A 24,289-nucleotide genomic window follows, 5' to 3' on the forward strand; every position below is an offset into this window, starting at 1 on the left:
GCCCCTGCTGAGCCGATCGGGGGGACGATCGTCATGCGAGCCATCGCCGTGTCCGAGTACGGCGCCACACCGGCGCTGATGAACCTGCCGCGTCCGGAGCCGGGGCCGGGCGAGATCCTCGTGAAGATGATCGCGGCCGGGCTGAACCCGATCGACTGGAGGATCGCCGACGGCATGTTCAAGGACTCCGTCGACGCGTCCTTCCCGCTGATCCTGGGCCAGGACGGCGCCGGGGTCGTGGAGGCGGTCGGCGAGGGCGTGACCCGGCTGCGGCACGGCGAGCAGGTCTACGGGACCTTCGCCCAGGAGGACCGGGGCCTCGGCGCGTTCGCCGAGTACGCCCTCGCCCGCGACGACGGGCCCGTCGCCAAGATTCCGGAGGGCATGATCTACACGCACGCCGCGGCGGTGCCGACGGCGAGCGCGGCCGCTCTCGACATCGTGGCGGAGGCGCGGGTGGACGCCGGGCAGACCGTCCTCGTCGTCGGCGCGACCGGCGGCGTCGGGCAGGGCGTGGTGCAGCTCGCCGCCAGGGAGGGCGCCAAGGTCATCGCGACCGCCCGCGACGACATGGCCGGGACGATGCGGCGGCTCGGCGCGGACGAGACCGTCGACCACACCAAGGGCGACCTCAACGCCCAGGTGCTGGCCGTCCACGACGACGGGATCGACGCCGTCCTGGACATGGTCGGCGACACCACGGCCACCGAGGTCCTTGCCCAGCTGCTGCGCCCCGGCGGGACGTACGTCAGTTCCGTCTGGTCGGTGAACCCCGACTCGATGGAGGCCCAGGGGCTGCGCGGGGTCAACCTCGACAGCGACCCCACGGCCGAGCTGCTGGACCGGCTGTCCGACCTGATCGACGCGGGCGAGCTGCGGGTCCGGGTCGAACGCGAGGTGCCGCTGGAGGGCACGCCGGACGCGCTGGCCGCCAACCGGGCCGGCGGCGCCCGCGGCAAGACCGTGATCCGCGTCTGATCGCGTGCGCGGGTGAGGACCACCGCGTCACGGGCATGCAGACCCACGGGAGGACCACATGAACCAGCGCGACACGAACCAGAGCGACCCGGACCGGCGCGACACGGGCGGGACCGGCGGCGAGACCGCCGGCGATGACCGGCGGACCCGGCTCCGCGACCTCGACGAGACCCTCGACCGGCTCCGCGCCGACCTTCCGCCGCCGCCCGGCGACGCCACGGACTTCGCCGACTCCGGCCAGTACCTCGCCGCCCGCGAGGAGCTGGAGGGCCAGATCGAGCTGCTGGAGTCCGAACGCGAACGGCTCCGCGCCGAACTCGGGATCTCCTGACGGCCCGCCGCGGCGCGGCCCCCGGGGCGGGCGTTCACCGCGGCAGCCGCAGCACGAAGCGGGCGCCGGGGGCGCCGTCGGCGCGGTCGGTGAGGATCAGTGAGCCGCGGTGCGCCTCGGCGATGTCGCGGGAGATCGCCAGGCCGAGCCCGGTGCCGCCGGCGTCGCGGTGCTGCCCCTCGGCCAGCCGGGTGAATCGCTCGAACACCCGCTCGCGGTCCTCGGGCGCGATGCCGGTGCCGTCGTCGATCACCTCGACGACCGCGGTCGCGGGCGACTCCAGGCGCAGGATCACCGTCACCTCGCGGGACGCGTGCCGGACGGCGTTGTCGATCAGGTTCGTCAGCAGCCGCGCCAGCTCCCCGCGCCCGCCCGGCACCGTCACCGCCCCCTCCGACAGGACGGTCACCTGGGCGCGGCGGGGGCGCCTCAGCACCTCCTGGTCCGTCAGTTCGGTCAGATCCACCGTCTCGCGCTGGAAGTTCCGGTCGGCTTCCAGGCGGGCCAGCGCCAGCAGGTCGTCCACCACCGCCGCCAAGCGGTCGGTGTTGATCAGGATGGCCTGCAGCGTCTCGGACATGTCGGTCTCCTCGGGGGCCGACAGCGCGAGTTCCAGCTCCATCCGCAGCGCGGCGAGCGGGCTGCGCAGTTCGTGGGAGACGTCGGAGACGAACCCGCGCTGCCGCGCGACCGCCTGCTCCAGCCGGTCCAGGGTCGCGTTGATGCTCTCGGCGAGCAGGCCCACCTCGTCGCGGCGGGCCGGCCGCGGGACCCGGCGCTGCAGGTCCGTGGCGGTGATCTCGTCCAGTTCCCGGCGGATCTCGTCGACCGGCCCCAGGGTGCGGGTCGCCGACCGCCACGTTCCGTAGCCGACGAGGCCGGCGAAGAACGGGATGCTGAACAGGAGCAGCGCCGTGAGCAGCGGGCGCGGAAGGAGTCCCGGCTCCGCCGCCAGGGAGTAGACGAACAGCGCGTCCTCCCCGAGGCCGATCTGGTATTCGACGACGAGGAAGCACTCCCCGCCCGGCGCGTCGACGTCGCAGATCCGGCCGTCGCGGCGGTCGTTGTCCTGCGGCGGGGGCGGGAACGGCAGGGCCGGCCGGCCCCGCATCCGCGGCGTGGCCGCGTACACCCTGTCCCGCCGGTCCGCCACCTGCTGAAGCTCGCTGTTGGGCGCGACGATCTCCTGCTGCAGCCGGCCGGCGTGGTACAGGGTCACGACCCTGCGGCTGTCCTTGGACAGCTCCTCGATGGTGTCGCTGACCACCTGCCGCCTGACCAGGAACAGCACCGTCGCGCACAACGCCGTCGACAGGAACAGCGTGACCAGCACGGCCGTTATCGTCACGCGCACCCGGATCTCGGGATTGCGGAGGGCGGCCCGCCAGATCCAGCGGCTCAGCTGCACGGGCGGCCAGCGGGGCCGGACACCTATGACGACCTCCCGGGTGCGTTCACGTTCCTGCCAGTACCCGTGATTTCTTGCCGGAACGGGGCAAACACGACCGTGGGCGGCGGGTAAAAGATCGTTCAGTTCACGCCGTGCCGGTGTCCGATATGTGAGTCGTCATGCCGGTCGGCGGCGAGCCAGTTGGGCGGTGCGGGGGCCGCGCGGATAGGCTCGGTGACCGCACCAGACCGCTCCATGTCAGATCACTCGCACCACCAGGGGGTTCCCCGTGTCGTCGATCGAGGCCGTACTCGCCCGGGAGATCCTCGACTCCCGCGGCAACCCGACCGTCGAGGTCGAGGTCCTGCTCGCCGATGGGACCGAGGCGCACGCCGCCGTGCCGAGCGGGGCCTCCACCGGCCAGTTCGAGGCCGTCGAGCTGCGGGACGGGGGTGAGCGCTACGGAGGCAAGGGCGTCCGCAACGCGGTCCGGGCCGTCAACGAGACCATCGACGAGAAGCTCGTCGGCTACCCCGCCTCCGACCAGCGGCTGATCGACCAGCTGCTGGTCGACCTCGACGGCACGCCCGGCAAGTCGGCGCTCGGCGCCAACGCGATCCTCGGCGTCAGCCTGGCCGTCGCGAAGGCCGCGGCCGACTCCGCCGGCCTCCCGCTGTTCCGCTACGTGGGCGGGCCGAACGCGCACCTGCTGCCCGTCCCGATGCTGAACATCCTGAACGGCGGCGCGCACGCCGACACCAACGTCGACATCCAGGAGTTCATGATCGCGCCGATCGGCGCGTCCACCTTCGCCGAGGCGCTGCGCTGGGGCGCCGAGACCTACCACGCGCTGAAGTCGGTGCTGAAGGCCAAGGGCCTGAACACCGGCCTCGGCGACGAGGGCGGGTTCGCGCCGGAGCTGCCGAGCAACCGGGACGCGCTCGACCTGATCATGGAGGCGATCCGCAAGGCCGGCTTCACCCCCGGACGCGACGTCGCGCTCGCCCTGGACGTCGCCGCCAGCGAGTTCCACTCGGGCGGCCAGTACACCTTCGAGGGCACCAAGCGGAGCTCCGACGACATGGCCGCCTACTACGGCGAGCTGGTCTCGGAGTACCCGCTGGTCTCCATCGAGGACCCGCTCGACGAGGAGGACTGGGCCGGCTGGGAGGGCCTCACCGCCGCGATCGGCGACCGCGTCCAGATCGTCGGCGACGACCTGTTCGTCACCAACCCCGAGCGGCTCGCCCGCGGCATCAAGGCCCGCGCCGCGAACGGGCTGCTGGTCAAGGTCAACCAGATCGGCACGCTCAGCGAGACGCTCGACGCCGTCTCGCTCGCGCAGACCAGCGGCTACCGCTGCATGATGAGCCACCGGTCCGGCGAGACCGAGGACACCACGATCGCCGACCTGGCCGTCGCGACCAACTGCGGCCAGATCAAGACCGGTGCCCCGGCCCGCAGCGACCGCGTCGCCAAGTACAACCAGCTGCTGCGCATCGAGGAGCTGCTGGACGACGCCGCCCGCTACGCCGGCGCCGCCGCGTTCCCGCGCTTCGACGCGCAGGGCTGATGGCGCGGGGCGAGTCCCGGGCGGACCCCGGAGCCGGGCACGACGACCACGGGGACGAGGAGGGCCGCGCGGGCGGCGCGCGCCGCGGCAATCCGGCGCTGACCAGCCGTGCGGCCATCCTGGCCGTGGTGGTGTGCGCGATCGCGCTGAGCCTGGCCTATCCCGTCCGGGAGTACATCGCCCAGCGCAAGGAGATCGCCGACCTCCGGCAGAAGGAGGCGGTGGCCCGCCGCCAGGTGGAGATTCTCGCCCAACGCAAGCAGCAGTTGGGGGATAAGTCGTACATTGAGCGTGAGGCGACGCGAAGACTCCATTACTGCCGTCCTGACGTAAAGTGCTACATCGTGCTGGACGGCGGCGACGGCGACGGGCGGCAGGCCCGCAAGGGCGGGCCGACGAACAGGCCGCCGTGGTACGAGACGCTGTGGCGGTCGGTGGAGGCGGCCGACAAGCGGCGCTGACCCGTCCCGCGGCTCGGCGGGACGGAACCGGACGCCCCGGCGGAGGGGCCGGACGCGCCCGGCGGGAGGGGCCCGACGTGAGATCCGCGGGTGGGGACGCAAATGATGCAAGCAGGTGACCGGGCCGCGATAGCGGCTCAGCTCGGACGGGAGCCGCGCGGTGTGCGCGGCGTGGCGAGCCGCTGCCCGTGCGGGCGGCCCGCCGTGATCGAGACGGCGCCGAGGCTGCCCGACGGCACGCCCTTTCCGACGCTGTTCTACCTGACGTGCCCGAAGGCCGCCTCGGCCATCGGGACCCTGGAGGGCGGCGGCCTCATGCGCGAGATGCAGGACCGGCTCGCCGGCGACCCGGAGCTGCGGGCGCGGTACACCGCCGCCCACGAGGACTACCTGCGCCGCCGCGACGAGGCGGCCCGCGAGGACGGCATCGAGCCGCTGCCCGCCGGCATGCAGAGCGCGGGCGGCATGCCCGAGCGCGTCAAATGCCTGCACGCCCTCATCGCCCACGAGCTGGCCGTGCCCGGCGTGAACCCGTTCGGGCGCGAGGCGCTGGACGCGCTCCCGGAGTGGTGGCGCTCCGGCCCCTGCGTCCCCGCGGTTCAGGCGGTTCAAGCGAATCAGTTGGATCAGGCGGACACCGATCCGGGGGAGGCACGGTGACGCGCGTCGCGGCCATCGACTGCGGGACCAACTCCGTCCGCCTCCTCATCGCCGACATCGCCCCCGGGGAGGGCGGCGGGACGCTCACCGACGTCGAACGCCGGATGGAGATCGTCCGGCTCGGGGAGGGCGTCGACGAGACCGGGCGGCTGTCGCCCGCCGCGCTGGAGCGCACCTTCACCGCGATGCGCGGCTACGCGGAGCTGATCGAGCGACACGGAGCCCAGGCCCGGCGGGGCCCGATCAAGACCAGGGTCGTGGCGACCAGCGCCACCCGCGACGCCGGGAACCGGGCCGACTTCGTCAACGGCGTCGTCGACATCTTCGGCGTCGTCCCCGAGGTGATCAGCGGGGACGAGGAGGCCGGACTGTCGTTCCTCGGCGCCACCCGGGAACTGGCCGCGCTGCGCCCGGCCCGCCCCTACCTGGTCGTCGACATCGGCGGCGGCTCCACCGAGTTCGTGCTCGGCAGCTCCTCGGCCGACGCCGCGCGCTCGATCGACATCGGCTGCGTCCGGATGACCGAGCGGCACCTGAGGGACGGCGATCCGCCGACGCCGCTGCAGATCTCCGGCGCCGTCGCCGACATCGACGCGGCCCTCGCCGCCGTCCGCGAGACCGTGCCGGTGGACGAGGCGCGCACGCTCGTCGGCCTCGCCGGCTCGGTCACCACCGTCGCCGGAATCGCGCTCGACCTGCCCGAGTACGACGCGTCCCGCATCCACCTGTCCCGGATCACCGCGTCCCAGGTGCACGAGGTCACCCGGCGGCTGCTGCACGCCACCCGCGCCGAACGCGCCGAGTTCGGCGTCATGCACCCGGGCCGGGTCGACGTGATCGGCGCGGGCGCCCTGATCCTGGACCGGATCATGCGGGAGTACGGCTTCGGCGCGGTCGTCGTGAGCGAACACGACATCCTGGACGGCATCGCCTGGTCCCTGGTGTGACCGCGGTCCCCGGTGTGACCGCGGGCGCTCAGTGCTTCAGCTGGGCCAGCAGGGCCGGGATCAGGACCGCGTTCGGGTTCTGCTGGGGGACGTAGAGGATCGGCGAGGCGCTGCTGGACTGCTGGATCCACACCCGGCCGCTGTCCACCGTGGCGCCGGAGATCGCCGACCAGCTCAGCGACACCCGGTTGCCGCGAACGCCGCCCGGATGGACGGTGAGCCCCTGCGCCACGTCGATCGACTCGCCCGCCCTGACCCGTCCCGCCAGTTCGGCCACGAGACGCCGCTCGGCGTGCTCCTGGCACATCTGGATCAACCGGCCCCACACGCGTTCGGGTTCGCCCTCCCCGGCCGCGGACTGCCCCCTCGTCGCCGCGGACAGGGCGTCGGGTTCGATGACGACCTCGACGCGGGGGCCGCTGCGGAACGGGTACCGGCCGGCCTGGAAGACCCACTGGGTGCCGGGGAGGTGGCCGTATCCGGCCGGTCGCTCCGCCGCCCAGTACGCCACCCACTCCACGTGCGGCCAGGCGAGCGAGGTGTTCCCGTAGGCCACGACCTGATCGTCGACGTGCAGGTGCAGGCCGCGGACGTTCACGTCCAGCGGCTTGACGGCGGGCACGGCGCTCCAGCTCGTGTGCTCAGGGGCCGCGTAGGTCGTCCACGGGACCTGCTCCTCGTGCTGCTCCGACCGCTGTTCCTGCTGGGGGAGCCGCACCCGCGGCGGGCGCGACGGCTCGGGGTTGAGCCGCTCCGTCCAGTTCCGGCCGTCCCACCAGCGCAGGCTGCCAGTGCCGTAGGGGTCTGGATACCAGCCCGGTTGCGACAACTGCCTGCCTCCGCTTCGCCTTCGGCGTGCCGGACACCCGCCTCCCCGACCGGCGAACGCATCGTACCGACCGGGACCGCTTCTGCAGAGACAAGGGCGGAACCCGGCCACCGCCTGTGGCGTGCGACGATCGGTGGTATGCCGACCGCCAACGCCCCGTTCGTGCCGCCCGGCTCCGGGTGGCCCGAAGACCCCGCCGCCCCGGACACCCCCGTCGCCCACGGCACCGGCGAGGTCGTCGAGCTGGCCGCCAAGGCGCCGGACCTCGACGAGCTGTGCGCCCGGCAGTCGGTGTGCCGCGCCTGCGACCGGCTGGTGGAGTGGCGGGAGAGGGTAGCCGTCCAGCGGCGCCGGGCGTTCGCGGACGAGGAGTACTGGGGCCGTCCCATCGCCGGATGGGGTGAGCCGGAGCCGCGGATCCTGATCGTCGGGCTCGCCCCGGCCGCGCACGGCGGCAACCGCACCGGGCGGATCTTCACCGGGGACCGCTCCGGCGACTGGCTGTTCGCGTCGCTGCACCGGGTGGGCCTCGCCGCGCTGCCGACCAGCGTGCGCGCGGGCGACGGGCAGCGGCTCATCGGCGCCCGGATGGCGGCGACCGTCCGCTGCGCCCCGCCCGACAACAAGCCGACGCCGCTGGAGCGCACGACGTGCCTGCCGTGGCTGTCGCGCGAGGTCGAGATGGTCGCGCCGAGCGTCCGCTGCATCCTGTGCCTCGGCGGGTTCGCCTGGCAGGGGGTGTGGCCGGCGCTGAAGCAGGCCGGGTACGGAGTGCCGCGTCCCCGGCCGAAGTTCGGTCACGGCGCCGAGGCCGAGCTGGTGCCGCCGCCTTCGGTGGCGCGGCGCGATCCCGTGCTGCTGCTGGGCTGCTACCACCCGAGCCAGCAGAACACCTTCACCGGGCGGGTCACGGAGGAGATGCTGGACGCCGTCCTGACCCGCGCCCGCGACTACCGGACGCGGGCGGACTGAGGGACGAAGGCCGCGCGTGTGCACGCCGAGGGCTCGCAGGCGCGAAGAGCAGGGCTAGTAGCCGGCGGTGTTCAGCGTGATGGGGGTGAGCCAGATCCTGCCGTGGTTGCAGACCGGGCCGTGGTTCCAGGACACCGTGTGAGGCCGGGTCTGGTACAGCGTGTAGACCCGCAGGGTGGTCGCGGTGGGCTGGCAGGGGTTGCCCTCGTCACCGGCGTGCTCCGACGTCCAGTGGAGTCGTTCGTAGGCCGAGTCGTGGCCCCCGAGCGTGACGGTCTGGGGCGTGCCGTGGTGCTCGACTCTCGTCTCGACGAGCCCGCCCGCGTTGAGCAGCTGAAGACTGGCGAAGCCGCGGAGGTTGCACGTGGTCCTGGACGTGTTGGTCAGGACGAGCGTCACATAGCGGTTGGTCTCCACGAAGCTTCTGTTGGTGAGGTATGCGCTGAGCGTGTCGCTGGTGCAGAGAGGGTAGTCCCCGCCGCCGTCTCCGCCGCGGCCGTCCCCCGGTGCCCCGCCGGTGGGCGTGCCGGCAGGGGTTCCCGTCCCCGATCCGTCGCCGGTTCCGGTGCCGCTTCCGTCGCCGGTTCCGGTTCCCGATCCGTCGCCGGTTCCGGTTCCCGATCCGTCGCCGGTTCCGGTGCCCGGTGAGCCGGTGGAGGGCGATCCCTCGCCGGGTGAGCCCGTGCCCGATCCCGTGCCCGATCCCGGGGTTCCGGCCGTCGCCGTGCTGGTCGGTGTCGCCGAGCTTCTGACCTCGGACGCGGCGGCGCCGGCGTCCGTGGTGGAGCCGCAGCCCGCGAGTGCGATGGCGGCGGCGGCCGCCGCCGACGTCCCCCAGATGATCCTTGGCAATCGAGTCCTGCTCATTTTCGCCCTTCCCCGTTGAGATTGCCGACGGCGGGGCAGGGCCTGGCCGAGCGGCCCGGGCGGCGGGCCGGTCCCCGTTCCGGCCTCGCCGCCCCGGGCCGCTCGACGCCCCCGTCCGGCCCTGTCCCACCGTCTTCGGTGATACATCGGGTGAGATGCCGGGCCGGACGGTGAAGTTCATGAATCGGGCGAAGTGGTGAGCCGGCCCCATAAGCGGGTATCGCCCTCGATATGCCATCCGAGCGCACCGCGGACTCCGCGAAGCACATCGTGATCATCGGTGGCGGGTACGTCGGCATGTACACGGCCCTGCGCCTGCAGCGCAAGCTGCGCGGCGAACTGCGCCGCGGCGAGGTCGTCGTCACCGTCATCGACCCGCAGTCCTACATGACCTACCAGCCGTTCCTCCCCGAGGCCGCGGCGGGGAACCTGGAGCCCCGCCATGTCGTCGCGCCGCTGCGGAAGGTCCTCGGACGCTGCCGCATCATGAACGGGTTCGTGACGCGGATCGACCACGCCGCCCGGCGGGTCGCGGTGTGTCCCGCGGGCACCGACACCGCCGGCGTCCCGGAGCGGGACATCGGCTACGACATGCTCGTGGTCGCCCTCGGGTCCATCTCTCGGACGCTGCCGATCCCGGGCCTCGCCGAGTGCGGGATCGGCTTCAAGACCGTGGAAGAGGCGATCTTCCTGCGCAACCACGTCCTGCACCAGCTCGACATCGCCGCGTCCAACGCGGGCGACGAGCAGGTGCGCAGGCGGGCGCTGACGTTCGTGTTCGTCGGGGCGGGTTTCGCGGGCGTCGAGGCCATGGCGGAACTGGAGGACATGTCGCGGGACGCCTGCAGGTGGTACCCGGCGATCGACCCCGGCGAGATGCGGTGGCTGATGGTCGAGGCGACCGACCGGATCCTGCCCGAGGTGGGGCCGGAAATGGGCCGCTGGACCGCCGAGGCGCTGCGCCGCCGCGGCATCGAGGTCAGGCTGGAGACGCTGCTGAAGTCCGCCGAGGGACGGCACATCGTGCTGAGCGACGGCGACGAGTTCGACGCGGGGACGCTCGTGTGGACGGCCGGCGTGAAACCGCACCCCGTCGTCAAGCAGAGCGACCTGCCGCTGGACGGCAAGGGGCGCATCAAGGCGACCGCCGAACTGACCGTCGAGGGGCTGGAGCACGTCTACGCGGCGGGGGACAACGCGGCCGTCCCCGACCTCACCGACTCCGGCGAGTTCACCGCGCCGAACGCCCAGCACGCGGTCAGGCAGGCCAAGCGCCTCGGTGACAACATCGTGGCGGATCTGCGGGGAAAGCCCCGCAAGCCGTACGCGCACGCCTACGCCGGCTCGGTGGCGAGCCTCGGCCTGCACAAAGGCGTGGCGAACGTCTACGGGATCAAGCTGCGCGGCCTCCCCGCGTGGTTCATGCACCGCACCTACCATCTGTCTCGGATGCCGACCGTCAACCGCAAGCTCCGGATCACCATGGACTGGACGCTCGCCTTCTTCTTCCGGCGCGAGATCGTCTCGCTCGGCGAGCTGGAGCGGCCCCGCCAGGAGTTCGAGCTCGCGGCCGGCCGGGTCCGGGACCTGTGACCGCGTGACCGGCTGACCACCGGCCGGCACCGTCCGCGGAGGAGGCGCGCCCTCACCATGCACGACGGAGACGCCATCTGGAACGAGGCGCGAGCGGAACTGGAGGCGGCGGTCCCGCCCGCGGAACCCCCGCCCATGGAGGCCGGGCGGGAGGACGGCGCGGCCGGGGTCGCCGCCCGGCTGGCCCCGCTGCTCACCAGGATCATGCTGACGGAGGCGCGGGAGCCGGTGGAGGGGCTGCCGATCCGGGTCCAGGCCTGGGACGGCAGCACCATCGGCCCGCCCGGCGCCCCCGTGTTCGTCATCAAGCACCGGCGGGCCCTGCGGCGGCTGCTGTGGAAGCCCGGCGAGCTGGGGTTCGTCCGCGCCTACGTCGCCGGCGAGCTGGACATCGAGGGGGACGTCTTCGCCGCCCTGGACGCCGTCCAGCGGGTGATGGGCGGCGGTGCCGAGCCGATCCGGCTGACCGCCGACGACAAGCGCGACATCGTGCGCATCGCGGTCACCCTCGGCGCCGTCGGGCCCGAGCCGAAGCCGCCGCCCGAGGAGTCGGCTCCCGGCCGCGCCGAACGGCGGGGCGCCGGACGGGACGGGCAGGCCGAGCACGCCGGGCCGATGAAGGAGCCCGCCGCGTTCTTCGCCCGGCTCTTCGGGGACGGGCTGGCGCACGGCACCGGGACGTGGCCCCTGCCCGCCGACCAGCACGGCGACTTGGACGGTGACCCGCGCGCCGACTTGGACGCCGCTCAGTCCGCCGCCCACGAAGCCGTCGCCGAGGCGCTCGGACTGTTCCCCGGCGCCCGGCTCCTCGACCTGAACTGCGGCTGGGGCGCGTTCGCCCGGCACGCCGCCGTCCGGCACGGCGCCAGGGTCGTCGGGCTGGCCCGCACGTCCGAACAGGCCGGCCACGTCCGCGCGATGGCCGCCGGCACCGGAACCGACGTCGAGGCCCGCGGCTGGGATCTGCCCGAGGCGGGCGACGGCCCCTACGACGCGATCGTCGGGCTGGCGGACGCGGCGTTCCTCGACCGTCCCGCGGCCCGCCTGGCCGAACTGCTCGCGCCCGGCGGACGGCTCGTCCTCCAGCAGCCGGTGCGCCGCCCCGGCCCGTCCCGGAACCGGCGCACGTTCACCACCGGCTACATGTTCCCGGACGAGGGCGAGCCGCGGCCGCTCGGCGCGCTCGCCGGCGAGCTGGAGGAGGCGGGCCTCGAAGTGCGGAACGCGGCGGCGCTGCGCGAGCAGCACGCGCGGACGCTGCGGGCCTGGGCGGCGGGCCTACAGCGGCACTGGGCCGAGTGTGCGGAGCTGGCCGGACCCGGCCGGGCCCGCGTCTGGTTGCTGTACCTCGTCACGTCTGCGCTGGCCTGCGAGAACGGCCTGATCGGCAGGTACGAGATTCGTGCGGAACACCCCCATCGGGGCACCCGTTCCGGCCCGGACCCGACCGCGGGACCCACCGTGACGAGCCGCTGACTCGATATGATGACGCCGCCCCTGTAGCCCAATGGCAGAGGCGGGCTCCCTAAAAGAGCCAACGTGTCGGTTCGAGTCCGACCAGGGGCACTGAACAGTTCTCGTCCGGCCCGCCGCCGGGGCCGTCGCGGTGCTCGTCACCGAGGATGAAGAGCGTTCACCGACAGCGGCGGGTCCGGCTGATCACGAAGGCCTTCCACGCATAGACTGGAGGGTCATCGGCCGAAGTGGAGGCTCAGATGGACAGCAGGAACCCGGCGTTCCGGGGAAACGCCTTTCAGCAGCGCGCCGGAGGTGCGGGCTACGGAGCGCCCGCCTACGGCGCCCCGGGGTACGGCGCGCAGCACCAGGGAGGCGCGGGCTACCCGGCGCCGGGCTACGCGCCCCCCGCCACCAGGCCGATGACCATGGACGACGTCGTCGTCCGCGGATTCATGACCCTGGTCACCCTCGTGCTCACCGCGGCCGCGGCCTGGGTGCTGGTGCCGACCGACCTCGCCGTCCCCGTCCTGGTCGTCGCCTTCATCGCGCAGATCGGGATCTGGGCGTTCATCACGTTCGGCCGCAAGGCCAACGCGCCGACGGTCCTGGCGTTCGCGGCGGTCTACGGCGTCGTCGTCGGGATCATCAGCCACACCTACAACGACCTCTTCCACGGCGTGGTCTTCCAGGCCGTGATCGGCACGGCGCTGGCGTTCGCCGCCACGCTCGCCGTCTACGCGCTGCGCATCGTCCGGGTCACGCCCAAGTTCGCCAAGTTCACCATGGCGGCGGCGGTGGCGCTGATCAGCCTGATGCTCGTCAACCTGCTGATGAACATGTTCGGCTCCGAGGCGGGCCTCGGCATCCGCGACCCCGGCAACCCGCTCGCCTACGTGTTCAGCGTCGTCGCGATCCTCGTCGGCTGCTTCTTCCTCCTGCTGGACTTCGACTCGATCGAGGAGGGCATCCGCGTCGGGGCGCCGGAGAAGTTCGCGTGGTACTGCGCGTTCGGGCTGGTGCTGGCCCTGGTGTGGATCTACCTGGAGATGCTGCGGCTCGCCAGCTACCTCTACGGCGGCCGAGACTAGCCGCCGCCCGCGGCGACCACCGGGCGCCGCCCGCACCCTCAGACGATGATCAGCCCCGCGCCGGCCGGCGCGGGGCTGATCTGCGTGGGATCTCTGCGCCAGGGTCGTGGCGCGGCATGGCGGCACGACGGCGGGGGCATCCGTTGGCGGGATCCCACCAAGTCACATGGAGCAGGTCCATATGAGGAAGGTCCGTATGAAGTTCTCGGTGAGTCGTCCTCAGCCTCGGCGGGCCGGCCGATCGGCGGATTCCGCCGGAGGGTGACTCAGTAGTGCCGCGCGCGGCGGGTGCGCTCGTGCTCGCGCACCAGGGCCGACGCGTAGCCGTGGGAGAGGTTGTGCTCTTCGGCCAGCCAGGAGCTGCGTTCCTCGCAGCGGGTGAACGACGGGCCGTTCTCGATGGCGGTGAACCACTCGGGGATGTCACGTCCTGTGACTTGCGGGATGCGGGCTAGCAGCTTGCTGTGCGTCTCCGGCGAGTGGTTCAGTGACAATTGGCACCTCCAGGTCGCGGGGCTCTTCCTGCTGACTCTGCAACAGGAGAACGGATGTGACAACCCCCTAACGGCCACCTATCCATTACGTTACGTAGATCGTAAATAACGGGGATGTTCTCCGGAAACGCGCAGGTGGCCCGCACAGCGGCCGCCCGGCGAGCGTGGGCGGGCGATTTCCGTGCGGGCCACCGTTCAGGTCGTCAGGAAAGGCGCTCCAGGACCATCGCCATGCCCTGGCCGCCGCCCACGCACATCGTCTCAAGGCCGAACTGCTTGTCGTGGAACTTCAGGCCGTTGAGAAGCGTGGAGGTGATGCGCGCCCCGGTCATGCCGAACGGGTGGCCGACGGCGATCGCGCCGCCGTTGACGTTCAGCTTGTCGATGTCGATGCCCAGGTCCTCGGCGGACGGCAGCACCTGCGCGGCGAACGCCTCGTTGATCTCGACGAGGTCGATGTCGCCGATGGTCATGCCGGCCAGGGCCAGCGCACGCCTCGACGCGTCGACCGGGCCGAGGCCCATGATCTCGGGGGACAGGCCGGTGACGCCGGTCGACACGATCCGGGCCAGCGGGGTGATGCCGAGTTCTGCGGCCTTGGTGTCGCTCATGACGACGACCGCGGCCGCGCCGTCGTTCAGCGGGCAGCAGTTGCCCGCGGTGACCGTCCCGTCCGGCCGGAACACCGGCTGGAGCTGCGAGACCTTCTCGTAGCTGGTGCCGGGGCGGGGGCCGTCGTCCTTGGCGACGACGGTGCCGTCCGGCAGCGTCACCGGGGTGATGTCCTTCTCCCAGAACCCGTTGGCGAGGGCCTTCTCGGCGAGGTTCTGCGAGCGGACGCCGAACTCGTCCTGCGCCTGCCGCGACACCCCGCGCATCCCGGCCACGTTCTCGGCGGTCTGGCCCATCGCGATGTAGATGTCGGGCAGGTCGCCGTCCTCGCGCGGGTCGTGCCACACGGGCGCGCCGCCCTCGCCGGCCTTCGCGGTGCGGGCCTCGGCGTCGGCGAACTTCGGGTTCTGCGTGTCGGGAAGGCCGTCGCTGCTGCCCTTGGCGAAGCGGCTGACGGTCTCGACGCCCGCCGACACGATGACGTCGGCCTCGCCCGAGCGGATCGCGTGCAGCGCCATGCGGGTCGTCTGCAGCGAGGACGAGCAGTACCGGGTGATGGTGGCGCCGGGCACGTTGTCCCAGCCCAGCAGCACGGACACGACCCGTCCCATGTTGTAGCCCTGCTCGCCGCCGGGCAGGCCGCAGCCGAGCAGGAGGTCGTCGATCTGGCTCGGGTCCAGCTGGGGGACCTTCGCCATCGCGGCGGTGATCATCTGGGCGGTGAGGTCGTCGGGCCGCATGTCCTTGAGCGACCCCTTGAACGCGCGGCCGATCGGCGAGCGCGCGGTTGCGACGATGACTGCCTCGGGCATGTGCGGGTCTCCTGTCTCAGCGGCCGTTATCTCGGCGAGCAGGTGACGGCGACCGCGTCGGACCCGCCCCTGCGGACGTGCCGGCGCGGCGTTGTCCCCGTCATGGTGTTACTCGCCGGTTACGAGCAATCTAACCGCCCGGCCCCGTCTGCGTACAATGTGCCCCCGCACAGTGTTGACAATGAGTACAATAAGTGCAGACTTACTCATCGACCTGCGGATTCCCGAACCGGTGATGACACCCGTCCCATGTGGGCGGGACGGCGACCGCCGGACCCTGAACCTCACGCCACCGGCCTCGGCCGCCGCAAGCGCGGGCGGCGGCCGACCCGGTGGCCACCCAGTCGGCCGGGGCTCGTCACCGGTGACCGGACGGGCCCCGGTCTGTGTTTGCTTTGCAGTTCCCTTGGCGGTCGGGCCCTGGGGGCCCTCCCTTCGGCGGGAACTGCGGGTGCGATCGCTGCATCGCTCCGAACTCGCCTGGCGGCTCGCTGCGCGATCAGGCTTCTCGCTTCGCTCGAAACCTGCCTTCGGACGCGATCGCGACTGTCGAGGTCGCCACGGGCCGGGGTGGGGGCTGGGGTCGCCGCGGCCCGACCGAACCAGCCGGTTTGAGCGGCGACCGCCGACCCGCCCTGGGGCAGACGTCCGGCTATCGACCCTGCTTGATCCCGGTGATGAGCGTGCGCCAATCTCCCGCCACGAGGACGAGCTCCGGCCCGTCGGGATCCTTGGAGTCGCGAACGGCCACGGCCGGGTCGAGCGCCGCGACCTCGACGCATTCGCCGCCGGTAGTGCCACTACGGCTGCTCTTGCGCCACCTCGCGGACGACAGGTCCCGGCTGATCACGTGCCAGGAAGTCATCGGCGGACACCGCCGCACTCCTGATCAAGTCGAAGTTCTAAACGGTACTGCCGGGCGGCTTTGTCGTCGGTGAGATGCCCGCTGATGTGACCTTCGGTGTAGACGACGGCCGGCCTGCTGTGGAACTCGAGGAGGTGAACGGGCCTGGGAGACCCGCGTACGCGCGCCTGCGGTGACAGGGAGATCGTCGAGCTGGACTACCGGATGCCGGCGTCGCTGAGCGGTGCGGAAGGCGTGCCCGTCCCGGCATCGGGCACGAGACTGCGCCGCATGGGTTCGGGCCCTGCGCTGGGCCTGGACACCCCTCATGGTTCTGACCGCGGCCATGCTGCTCGCCAGGGGGCTGGGGCATCGAGGGATCGAGCATGTTCGCCGTGGCGAGCCTGGTGGCCATGGCGGCGGCGGGCATGCCGGCCGTCGTGGTCAAGCCCCGCGCCGCCCGCCGCTTCCGGGCCAAGACGTCCGACGAGACCGGCGCCGGTCCGCAGCGGGCCGACACCGGGATGATCCTCGGCGACGCCCGGTGTTCGCCCGCGGTCGCCCACGGGGACGCGGGAGCCCTGCTCGTCGTAGCGACGGGGGAGCGGAACTGCACCCGGAACGGGCTCGGCATCGCGCAGCATCCGGCGACCGACTAGAACGCGTGGCGGCCTTGGCCAGCGCTCACCACCGACGGTGCACAGCGCCCGTTCTCCTGGCGCACCTGTTGTGCCCAGCGTGCCCGACGTGACGGTGACCCCCGCTGGCGACCGTCCGGGCGCCAAACCGGCCACGCTGAAGGTGAAGATCGTCCCCGGCAAGATCACCCGGCTCGACCTGCGCCTCAAGATGACCGTCACGGTATGGGCCCCTACCGGGACGGCCCGACCGAACCGGCCGGTGTCGAGACGACCGCCGACCTGAACCTCTCAGGCCCGACCTGAGGCAGCCTCGGCGGCGTCCAGGCAGGTGGGAGGACGCCGTCGGCGAGGCGGTTCGAGCTGGGTCGCGCTGGGCGGCCGCGGTGGCGACTCCACCGCCGCCGGCTCGGTGTCCACACACCCGTCGAGCCCCCGCCGCGCTGCCGGTCACCGGCCTATCCGCAATCGCCGACCGCTGGACAGACCCCAGAAAGGCCCCTTCAGGGGGTCCCATAATGCTCGCGGGTGACAACTTGGGAGGGGTCGCCGTGACCGGCTCAGTTCGTGATCGGGTCCAGCGCGGCCGCCTGCGCTTGGTAAGTGCGGCATCGGGTGCCGTTCCGGGGTCAGGTAGGGGCTTCAATCTGGGGCGCAGTCACAGGTCACATCAGCAGCGCTGCCTCGCCTCTGGTGAGCGGTCGGGTTCTCTGTGTGTCGCGTGATCGGTGTTGAGTCCGAGTTGGTGGGCGTGGTGGGTGAGTTTGCGGAGTCCGCGGTGGGCGGCGGTGCGGATGGCGCCGGGTTGTTTGTCGAGGAGGTGGCCGGCTTCGGTGGCGGTGTATCCCATGACGGTGTGCAGCAGGACGGCCTGGGCTTCGCTGTGGGGGAGGCGGGTGATCAGGAGTAGTGCGGTTTGCCAGGTGAGGCGGGTGAGGACGTCGGTTTCGGTGTCGTTGTGGCTGGAGCGTTCCTGTAGTTGTTGGAGTGGGATGTGGGTGTGGGGGCGTCGTTGTTGGTGGCGGATGTGGTCGAGGGCTCGGTTTCGGGCAATGGTGATGGCCCAGGAGCGCCATTTGTGCCAGGTGCCGTGGAAGGTGGGCAGGTCGCGTCCGATTTGCAGCCAGGTTTCTGAGGCGACGTCTTCGGCGTCGGTGCGGACGAGGGTGCGTAGGTAATGCAGGAGGCGGGGGTGCAGGTCGTCGTAGAGCACTTTGAAGGCGTGTTGGTCGCCGTGTCGGGCGGATGTCAGTGCCCAGGTGAGGTCTGGTCGGTCGGGTGATTGGGCGAGTCCGGCTTGGGTGGTGTTGTGGCCTGTGGCGTTCGGTTCGTTCGCAGAGCGGGCTGGTTGCGGGGTGGTCGTTGAGGCATGGGGGTGGGGTTCGGAGCGGTTGACGGGCATGGCGGCCGGGGCCTTGCTGCGGGGCGAGGGCGGGCGCTTGGAGGTCGGGCGCGGGGGTGGGGCGGTGTGCGGTCAGGGGGCGAGGGTTTGTCCGGCGTGGGATGCGGTGCCGAGGCCGAGGGTGCTGCCGAGGTAGGCGGTGCCGTTGGTAGCGGGTGGCATGGTGGTGGCGCCGAGGAGGTGGCTGACGCCGCCGTCTGCGGCGTTTTCTCCTTCGACTCCGGCGGCGGGGTCGGCGTGGCCGTCGTTGTTGGTGTCGGTGAGGGTCACGGCGGATCCGAACATGTCGCCGGTTTCGGGGCCTCCGGGGACTTGGCTGAGGTCTTGGTCGATGGCGACGGATTCGTCCCCGGTCAGCCCGCCGGGGCCGCCGTAGAGCAGGAGAGCGGAGCCGGCGTCGGTCTGGAGGGCGGTGGTGGTGATGTCCTTGTGGGGGATGCCGGCGTAGACGTCGTCGTAGCCGTCGTTGTTGACATCGCCGGCGGCGACGGACTGGCCCATGTGGTCGGCGTTCTGGCCGGTGCCGGGGACGTTGGTGGTGTCCTGGGTGAGGGTGGTGCGGCGGCTGGTGGCGGTGATGCCGGACGGGCCGCCGTAGTAGGCGGTAACGGCGCCGCCGACGATGGTGGTCGCGTTGTCGGAGGCGACGGGCTGGCCCGCGACGATGTCGGCGTAGCCGTCGTTGTCGATGTCGCCGGCCGCGAGGGCGCGGCCCCCGCCGGGGATGGCGGTGAGCGCGCCGAAGTCCAGTCCGCCGGCGGAGCCGGGGATGGTGACCAGGTGGGTGCGGCTGTTGGTGTCGAGGTAGGTGATGGCCAGGTCGGTGTGGCCGTCGCCGTTGATGTCGGCGGCGGCCGAGCGGGTCACCGCGCCGGTGGCCGACCTGGTGGTGGCTGATGGGGTGGTGGCCGGTGACGGGGAGGACGTGCGGTAGCTGCCTGGGGTGGCGGGGCGCAGTGTCGTGCCGCCTGGTTGCCGGTTCTGGGAGCGGGCTGCGGAGGTGGTGGTGGCGCCGTCGTAGTAGGGCTGGACGATGCCGCTGCCGGTGAGGATGACCAGGTCGTTGGTGCCGTTGCCGTTGAAGTCGCCGATGGAGATCGCTTCGCCGAACCGGTCTCCGGGTCCTTGTCTGTCTGCGGGCAGGCCGAGCCAGGCGGTGGTGGTGAACCCTGCGGTGTCGCCGTAGAACAGGATGGCGGCGCCCGCGTCGGGGATGGCGCCGAGGTCTTCGCCGGGTTCGCCGACCACGAGGTCGGCGTGGCCGTCGGAGTTGAGGTCGCCGGTGGCGATGGCGGTGCCGAAGGCGTCGCCGGGTTCGGAGCCGCCGGCCACGTTCGGGCTTTCCTGGTTGAGGACGACAGCTCCGGTGCCGGTGATGCCGCCGGGGGCGCCGCGCAGGACGCTGACGGCGCCGGCTTCGGCCTGTCCGTTGGCGGTGCCGGCCGGGGCGCCGATCACCAGGTCCTGGTAGCCGTCGTTGTCGAAGTCGCCGGCGGGCGCCGGGGCCGGTTGGGCGTGTGCGGCGTGGGCGGCCGGCCCGGTGATCGTCATGGTGGTGGTCAGTGCGGCCGTGAGTGCGGCGGTCATGGCGGTGATCAGCGGGCGAGCCCTCACCTTTGTTTCCTCCTCATGGAGTCAGGTAACGGGCTGTCGTTCGAGGTTCTACTTTCCGTGTATCGAAAAGCCCCGTGATCGGTTGCCCGTTATGACCAGGTTTTAACACGGAGTTCATCGGCCTGCTATCGGCGAATTGGAGCGATTGTCCGGCCGATTGTCGCCCGGAAAATCGGACCATGTGATCTAGGGCACAGACCGCTTCCGACGGCTTCCGGTGTCCCTGTTCGTTCTGGCACGTCAGAGCAGTCTTTCAAAAAAAGTCTGCGGAGGGATGTGACGTTCGCTGGTGGGGTGACGCTTACCTGTGTGGACGATCGCACGATCATGTGGCCGATGTCGGCATCCCCTGGTGGCAGGGGTTGACGGAGATCATCTGTCCGTGCATCGTCAAGGCGGAACGGCGCCGGCCCACTCGGGAAGGCCGTCGTTGCGGCGGTAGTGCGATGTGCCTGGGGGAGCACGTCCTTCATTGGATGACTGGAGGTTCGATGCGTTCCCCGCAGGTTCTGATCGTGTGCCGCTAATCGACTGATCGCTTTTCTGTTCCTTAACCGCGCCCTGCCCGCACAGTGGCGCCACGGTGTCTGATTCAAGGTCTCTGCGCGCGTATTAAGGCTGCCCGGAGATCTGCCTTGGTGTGCGTTTCTCCGGTTACCGGCTGTCGAACATCATGCTCTTTGGCGGCCGGGCGAGAAGGGACCCTTTGTGGTGAGCAGGTTTCGCAGGCTCCTGGCAGCAATAATGGTCGTCGTTCTGGCGCTGGCGCTCGCGCCGCCGGCCAGGGCGCAGCAGCCCCGAGCCGCCGCCGAGGCGTCCGACCCGGGGGACGGGTGGAAGCCCGAAAGTGAGCGCAACGCCTGGGACCGTTTCAAGGGCCTGTTCGGCGATGACGATCCCAAGCCCCGCAAGCTCCCGGCCGGTGGTGTGCCGCGCAACGACCCGAAACCGCCGGGGAAGAAGGCGGCACCAGCCAAACGCGTCAAGGAGCTGCCGGGCCACCGGAGCGCGAACGCCAAGGTGTACCAGCTGGCGGACGGACGGCTGCAGAAGGAACTGTCGGCCGTCCCGCTGCACTACCGCGGCAAGGACGGCGACTGGCACGACATCGACCCGCGCATCAAACCCACCGACCGCAAGGGTTTCGTCTACGGCAACCAGACCAACGCCTTCCACAGCTTCTTCGGCACCCGCCCGGGAGAACTGGTCACCTTCAACGCCGACGGGGCGAGCCTGACACTGGGGGTTCCGCAGGCCAAGACCACCAAGCCGAAGGTCACCGGCAACGCCGTCACCTATAAAAACCTGCTCGGCGGTAGCGCGGACCTTGCCTATGAGATCGGCCGGGACGCGCTGAAGGAGAAGATCGTCCTGGACGCGCCTCCTGAGGACGGCACGTGGCGTTTCACGGTGAAGGCCGATGGGGTGCGGGCCTGGCAGCGGCCGGACGGGTCGATCGCGTTCTACAAGGGCGACTTCGACGGCCGTCCGGTGTTCGTGATGCCCAAGCCGTTCATGTACGACTCCAAGACCGATCCGTCGTCCCCATTGGGGAAGGCGTGGTCCCCGAAGGTCACCCAGTCGATGCGGTGGGACGCCAAGGCGGGCCTGCTGCACATCACCGTCCAGGCGGACAAGACCTGGCTGAACGACGCCAAGCGCACCTACCCGGTGGTGATCGACCCCACTATCAAGATCGCGCCGACGCCGACCCAGTCGCAGGACACCATGATCTCCTCCGACGGCCCGGCGACCAACTACGACGACATCTGGCGGCTGTCGGTCGGCACCACCAACTCCGGCAAGTCCCGCGCGCTGCTGAAGTTCCCCCTCGACCAGATCCCCGCCGGAACGAGGATCGACTCGGCGCAGCTGCAGCTGTACTACGACCAGAACCACACCAGCAGCGCCAACCCGGTCACCCTGGAGGCCCGCCGCGCCACCCAGGCGTGGGACGAGACCACCGCGACCTGGAACAACGCCTCGGGCATTGTCGGTGAGCTGTCCGGCAACACCGAGCAGGTCGACGACGGCGACCCCGGCAAAACCGCCGCCAACGGCACCTGGTCGAGGCTGCACACCTTCGACGGCAGCGCCGTCGGCAACGACCTGCTCACCTCCAAGAACACCGTCACCGGCGACTCCTACACCTGGGTACCGCAGGTGACCGAGTCCGGCACCTACCAGGTGCAGGCGCACTACAAGCAGTACGACGACGCCGCCACCGACGCGCCCTACACCGTCACCTACAACGGCGGGTCCAAGGTCTACCCGGTCGACCAGTCCGCCGGGACCGACAACGCGGGTGTTTGGAAGACCCTCGGGTCGCACCCCTTCACCGCCGGGACACAAGGGTCGGTGAAACTCGGCGATGTCTCCGACTCCTCCAAACGCGTCGTCGCCGACGCGGTCCGGCTGTTCAAACCGGGTACTGCGGTCCGCCCGGCCGGCGACAACGCCTCCCGGTGGCATTCGTTCTCGGTCCGCGACACCGTGCAGCACTGGCTGGACGGCTCCCAGCCCAACCACGGCTTCGTGGTCAAAGCGGCCGATGAGAACACCCTCGGCCAAGGCGGACCGCGCTATGAGGGCAGCCTGTTCTTCTACAACGGCGAGACCGCGACCTACCCCAAACTGACCCTCACCTACGGCCGCCCCGGCGTGCAGGTCGACCCGCCGTCCACGATCCACTCCACCGGCGCCGACCTGGCCTGGCCCGCCTACACCGACCCGAGCGGTTCGGCCGGCGACGACATCGTGGAGTACCAGGTCCACCGCTCGGTGTGGCAGACCTTCACCCCATCGCAGGCCACCCTGATCGCCCCGGTGCCGCCCGACACCCGGTCCTACACCGACACCACCGCCCGCCCGACCCCGGCCGACAGCACCGACCCGTTCGGCAACTCCTACTACTACATGGTCGCCGTCAAAACCCGCGACGGAACCATCACCCCCGGCCCGACCCAGCTCGCCCGCCTCCCCAAGGCCGGACGCGTCACCCGGATCTACCAGACCGGCGTCACCGACACCACCCTGACGGCGTCCCGCCCGAACGACAACCAGGACGTGCTGGCCGGGGAGCCGTGGCTGATGGCCGGCAACAACAGCGGCACCTACGGCACCTCCCGCGCCGTACTGCGCTTCCCCGACCTGAGCGACATTCCCGCCTCCGCGCGCGTCCTGGACGCCCAACTCAAACTCTGGACCGCCGGGGTCGACCCCGGCGGCGCCGGCACCTACGAACTACGCGGCCTGACCCGCGACTTCGACGAGACGTCCGCGACCTGGAACAACGCCACCACCGGCACCGCCTGGACCACACCGGGCGGCGACATGGCCGCCACCGCCTCCGGCACCGGCGGCAACTGGAGCAACGACCCGCAGCAACGCAACCTCACCGCGACCTCCCTGGTCCAGCAGTGGGTCGCCGACCCCGCCGCCAACCACGGCGCCATCGTCAAACTCGCCGACGAGACCACCCCGGTCGAGCGCGCCATCTTCGTCTCCAGCGAAGGCCACGAACCCCAGCTGCGGCCCCAGCTGGTCGTCACCTACCTGGAGACCACACCGGAGAACACCTACTACGTCCCGGCCACCCCCGCCAGCGTCACCTCCGACTCCACCCAGACCCTGGACGTCACGCTCACCAACACCACCACCTCGACCTGGATGAAGGCCGACTACGTCCTGTCGTACCGGTGGAGCCGCCCCGACGGCACCCCCGTCACCGTGCAGCAACTGCACACCGCGCTGCCCCGCGACCTGGTCCCCGGCGACACCGTCACCGTCCAAGCCCAGGTCAAAGCCCCACCGGCGTCCACCGAAGGCAACAAACGCGTCGACCACGCCCTCGAGTGGGACATGTGGAACACCACCACCAGCACCTGGCTGTCGCAGGAACCCGCCGGGGTCCGCGCCACCGCCGTCAACCGGGTCGGCGCACTGAAGCAGAGCCTGGCCGTCGAGGAATCCACCTCCGACCAGGTCGGCCTGGAAAAGTTCTACGCCTACGCCGGCAAGAACACCGGCGCCGGCTCGGCGGTGATGAACAACCTGCACGCCGGCAACGCCGTCTGGCAATACAACGCCTTCACCAACCCCTCCCGCGGACTGGCCACCTTCCTGCGCCTGGCCTACAACTCCAAAGACACCTCCGACACCGTCGCCGGCTACGGCTGGTCCATCCAGGCGTCCTCGCTGATGCGGCTCGGCACCCCCATCGACCCGCACCCCAACACCCACGGACGCACCGTCTCCCTCACCGACGGCGACGGCACCACACACACCTTCACCCTCGACGACAAAGGCACCAGCGACCCCGCCGACGACGAATACACCGCACCCGCGGGCGTGCACTTCTACCTCCAGCGCCTGGCCGAATGCCGGCCCAAGGACGAGATCTCCCGCGCCTGGCAGATGACCCGCCCCGACCGCACCCAGTTCTTCTTCGACTGCGACGGCTACCTGTCGGCCATCGAGGACAACAACGGCAACCGGATGGACTTCACCTACGAAGTCCGCAAATCCCAGAATAAGCCGACCAAATTCCTGCGCTACATCACCGACCCCGCCGGCCGCCAGACCCTCACCATCGACTACTACGCCAAGGGCGACGACTACTCCTACATCGACGACGAAACGTGGCAGAAGCAACCCGGTACCGGGTTGACCAACCCGCACATCATCGACCACATCAAGTCGATCACCGACATCTCCGGCCGCACCC

At 71.1% G+C, this 24,289-nt stretch carries 21 protein-coding genes and 1 tRNA gene; 14 read left to right on the forward strand and 8 right to left on the reverse strand.

Annotated elements, in window-relative coordinates; all coding sequences use genetic code 11:
- Positions 1-33 precede the first annotated feature (33 nt).
- Both AB0C35_RS10590 and AB0C35_RS10595 read left to right on the forward strand, forming a co-directional pair.
- Positions 34-978 carry an NADP-dependent oxidoreductase gene (locus AB0C35_RS10590; protein WP_358452861.1) on the forward strand — a complete coding sequence of 315 codons (945 nt, stop codon included), beginning with the start codon at positions 34-36 and terminating at the stop codon, positions 976-978.
- A gap of 58 nt (positions 979-1,036) precedes the next feature.
- Complete coding sequence (locus tag AB0C35_RS10595) at positions 1,037-1,309, forward strand: hypothetical protein (RefSeq protein WP_358452863.1); 273 nt, start codon at positions 1,037-1,039, stop codon at positions 1,307-1,309.
- Positions 1,310-1,343: 34 nt separating this feature from the next.
- Here the strand turns inward: AB0C35_RS10595 and AB0C35_RS10600 are convergent, their stop codons facing one another.
- Positions 1,344-2,717, reverse strand: coding sequence for a HAMP domain-containing sensor histidine kinase (locus AB0C35_RS10600; RefSeq protein ID WP_358452865.1), 1,374 nt, complete (start codon positions 2,715-2,717; stop codon positions 1,344-1,346).
- A gap of 271 nt (positions 2,718-2,988) precedes the next feature.
- Here AB0C35_RS10600 and eno point away from each other — a divergent pair, with 271 nt between their 5' ends.
- The 4 genes from eno (at position 2,989) to AB0C35_RS10620 (ending at position 6,340) form a co-directional block, all read left to right on the forward strand.
- Positions 2,989-4,272, forward strand: a complete 1,284-nt coding sequence (gene eno / locus AB0C35_RS10605) for a phosphopyruvate hydratase (RefSeq protein WP_358452867.1) — start codon at positions 2,989-2,991, stop codon at positions 4,270-4,272.
- A complete protein-coding gene (locus tag AB0C35_RS10610; RefSeq protein ID WP_358452869.1) occupies positions 4,272-4,733 on the forward strand; it encodes a septum formation initiator family protein in 462 nt (153 codons plus the stop codon). Before eno ends, AB0C35_RS10610 begins: the two co-directional genes overlap by 1 nt.
- A gap of 102 nt (positions 4,734-4,835) precedes the next feature.
- Positions 4,836-5,393 (forward strand): DUF501 domain-containing protein, encoded by a 558-nt coding sequence (locus AB0C35_RS10615; protein WP_358452871.1) that lies wholly within the window; start codon positions 4,836-4,838, stop codon positions 5,391-5,393.
- A complete protein-coding gene (locus AB0C35_RS10620) occupies positions 5,390-6,340 on the forward strand; it encodes a Ppx/GppA phosphatase family protein (RefSeq protein WP_358452873.1) in 951 nt (316 codons plus the stop codon). The genes AB0C35_RS10615 and AB0C35_RS10620 overlap by 4 nt, the downstream gene beginning before the upstream one ends.
- 28 nt (positions 6,341-6,368) lie before the next feature.
- Here AB0C35_RS10620 and AB0C35_RS10625 read toward each other — a convergent pair whose 3' ends face one another.
- Positions 6,369-7,169, reverse strand: coding sequence for a DUF2510 domain-containing protein (locus AB0C35_RS10625; RefSeq protein WP_358452875.1), 801 nt, complete (start codon positions 7,167-7,169; stop codon positions 6,369-6,371).
- Positions 7,170-7,307: 138 nt separating this feature from the next.
- Between AB0C35_RS10625 and AB0C35_RS10630 the strand changes: the two genes are divergently transcribed.
- Positions 7,308-8,141, forward strand: a complete 834-nt coding sequence (locus AB0C35_RS10630) for a uracil-DNA glycosylase (protein ID WP_358452877.1) — start codon at positions 7,308-7,310, stop codon at positions 8,139-8,141.
- 54 nt (positions 8,142-8,195) lie between these two features.
- Here the strand turns inward: AB0C35_RS10630 and AB0C35_RS10635 are convergent, their stop codons facing one another.
- Positions 8,196-9,008, reverse strand: coding sequence for a DUF4232 domain-containing protein (locus tag AB0C35_RS10635; protein ID WP_358452879.1), 813 nt, complete (start codon positions 9,006-9,008; stop codon positions 8,196-8,198).
- A gap of 231 nt (positions 9,009-9,239) precedes the next feature.
- Between AB0C35_RS10635 and AB0C35_RS10640 the strand changes: the two genes are divergently transcribed.
- The 4 genes from AB0C35_RS10640 to AB0C35_RS10655 all read left to right on the forward strand — a co-directional run bounded on the left by AB0C35_RS10640 (position 9,240) and on the right by AB0C35_RS10655 (position 13,147).
- The gene (locus AB0C35_RS10640; RefSeq protein WP_358452881.1) at positions 9,240-10,601 is read left to right on the forward strand and encodes an NAD(P)/FAD-dependent oxidoreductase; all 1,362 of its coding nucleotides are present in this window, start codon (positions 9,240-9,242) and stop codon (positions 10,599-10,601) included.
- Positions 10,602-10,658: 57 nt separating this feature from the next.
- On the forward strand, positions 10,659-12,077 hold the full coding sequence (locus AB0C35_RS10645) for a class I SAM-dependent methyltransferase (protein ID WP_358452883.1): 1,419 nt from the start codon (positions 10,659-10,661) through the stop codon (positions 12,075-12,077).
- A gap of 17 nt (positions 12,078-12,094) precedes the next feature.
- Positions 12,095-12,167: transfer RNA gene (locus AB0C35_RS10650), tRNA-Leu, on the forward strand.
- Positions 12,168-12,316: 149 nt separating this feature from the next.
- Complete coding sequence (locus tag AB0C35_RS10655) at positions 12,317-13,147, forward strand: Bax inhibitor-1/YccA family protein (RefSeq protein WP_358452885.1); 831 nt, start codon at positions 12,317-12,319, stop codon at positions 13,145-13,147.
- A 266-nt stretch (positions 13,148-13,413) separates the two neighbouring features.
- On the opposite strand, the gene AB0C35_RS10660 is transcribed toward AB0C35_RS10655, so the two are convergent.
- The 3 genes from AB0C35_RS10660 to AB0C35_RS10670 all read right to left on the reverse strand — a co-directional run bounded on the left by AB0C35_RS10660 (position 13,414) and on the right by AB0C35_RS10670 (position 15,930).
- Positions 13,414-13,641, reverse strand: coding sequence for a DUF4287 domain-containing protein (locus tag AB0C35_RS10660; RefSeq protein ID WP_358452887.1), 228 nt, complete (start codon positions 13,639-13,641; stop codon positions 13,414-13,416).
- A 203-nt stretch (positions 13,642-13,844) separates the two neighbouring features.
- Positions 13,845-15,065: an acetyl-CoA C-acetyltransferase gene (locus AB0C35_RS10665; protein WP_358452889.1), complete on the reverse strand. Its 1,221-nt coding sequence runs from the start codon at positions 15,063-15,065 to the stop codon at positions 13,845-13,847.
- Positions 15,066-15,717: 652 nt separating this feature from the next.
- Complete coding sequence (locus tag AB0C35_RS10670; RefSeq protein ID WP_358452891.1) at positions 15,718-15,930, reverse strand: DUF397 domain-containing protein; 213 nt, start codon at positions 15,928-15,930, stop codon at positions 15,718-15,720.
- A gap of 374 nt (positions 15,931-16,304) precedes the next feature.
- Between AB0C35_RS10670 and AB0C35_RS10675 the strand changes: the two genes are divergently transcribed.
- Entirely contained in the window at positions 16,305-16,568 is a 264-nt protein-coding gene (locus tag AB0C35_RS10675) for a hypothetical protein (RefSeq protein WP_358452893.1), read from the forward strand.
- An 88-nt stretch (positions 16,569-16,656) separates the two neighbouring features.
- Positions 16,657-16,833, forward strand: coding sequence for a hypothetical protein (locus AB0C35_RS10680; protein ID WP_358452895.1), 177 nt, complete (start codon positions 16,657-16,659; stop codon positions 16,831-16,833).
- A 384-nt stretch (positions 16,834-17,217) separates the two neighbouring features.
- Here AB0C35_RS10680 and AB0C35_RS10685 read toward each other — a convergent pair whose 3' ends face one another.
- Both AB0C35_RS10685 and AB0C35_RS10690 read right to left on the reverse strand, forming a co-directional pair.
- Positions 17,218-17,760, reverse strand: coding sequence for an RNA polymerase sigma factor (locus AB0C35_RS10685; RefSeq protein ID WP_358452897.1), 543 nt, complete (start codon positions 17,758-17,760; stop codon positions 17,218-17,220).
- A 261-nt stretch (positions 17,761-18,021) separates the two neighbouring features.
- A complete protein-coding gene (locus AB0C35_RS10690; RefSeq protein ID WP_358452899.1) occupies positions 18,022-19,563 on the reverse strand; it encodes an FG-GAP-like repeat-containing protein in 1,542 nt (513 codons plus the stop codon).
- 744 nt (positions 19,564-20,307) lie between these two features.
- On the opposite strand from AB0C35_RS10690, the gene AB0C35_RS10695 reads away from it, so the two are divergent.
- Positions 20,308-24,289, forward strand: a 3,982-nt coding sequence (locus tag AB0C35_RS10695; RefSeq protein ID WP_358452901.1) for a DNRLRE domain-containing protein, incomplete at its 3' end; no start/stop codon positions are given.

Origin of the sequence: Spirillospora sp. NPDC048819, assembly GCF_040650055.1 — a bacterium.
Lineage (GTDB): Bacteria > Actinomycetota > Actinomycetes > Streptosporangiales > Streptosporangiaceae > Spirillospora.

Excerpts from the sequence above, each read along its gene's own strand:
- AB0C35_RS10655 (WP_358452885.1), top strand. The coding sequence starts at position 12,317 with ATGGACAGCAGGAACCCGGCGTTCCGGGGAAACGCCTTTCAGCAGCGC.
- AB0C35_RS10665 (WP_358452889.1), bottom strand. The coding sequence starts at position 15,065 with ATGCCCGAGGCAGTCATCGTCGCAACCGCGCGCTCGCCGATCGGCCGC.
- AB0C35_RS10595 (WP_358452863.1), top strand. The coding sequence starts at position 1,037 with ATGAACCAGCGCGACACGAACCAGAGCGACCCGGACCGGCGCGACACG.
- AB0C35_RS10610 (WP_358452869.1), top strand. The coding sequence starts at position 4,272 with ATGGCGCGGGGCGAGTCCCGGGCGGACCCCGGAGCCGGGCACGACGAC.
- AB0C35_RS10640 (WP_358452881.1), top strand. The coding sequence starts at position 9,240 with ATGCCATCCGAGCGCACCGCGGACTCCGCGAAGCACATCGTGATCATC.
- AB0C35_RS10615 (WP_358452871.1), top strand. The coding sequence starts at position 4,836 with ATGATGCAAGCAGGTGACCGGGCCGCGATAGCGGCTCAGCTCGGACGG.
- AB0C35_RS10645 (WP_358452883.1), top strand. The coding sequence starts at position 10,659 with ATGCACGACGGAGACGCCATCTGGAACGAGGCGCGAGCGGAACTGGAG.
- AB0C35_RS10590 (WP_358452861.1), top strand. The coding sequence starts at position 34 with ATGCGAGCCATCGCCGTGTCCGAGTACGGCGCCACACCGGCGCTGATG.
- AB0C35_RS10670 (WP_358452891.1), bottom strand. The coding sequence starts at position 15,930 with ATGACTTCCTGGCACGTGATCAGCCGGGACCTGTCGTCCGCGAGGTGG.
- AB0C35_RS10635 (WP_358452879.1), bottom strand. The coding sequence starts at position 9,008 with ATGAGCAGGACTCGATTGCCAAGGATCATCTGGGGGACGTCGGCGGCG.
- AB0C35_RS10630 (WP_358452877.1), top strand. The coding sequence starts at position 7,308 with ATGCCGACCGCCAACGCCCCGTTCGTGCCGCCCGGCTCCGGGTGGCCC.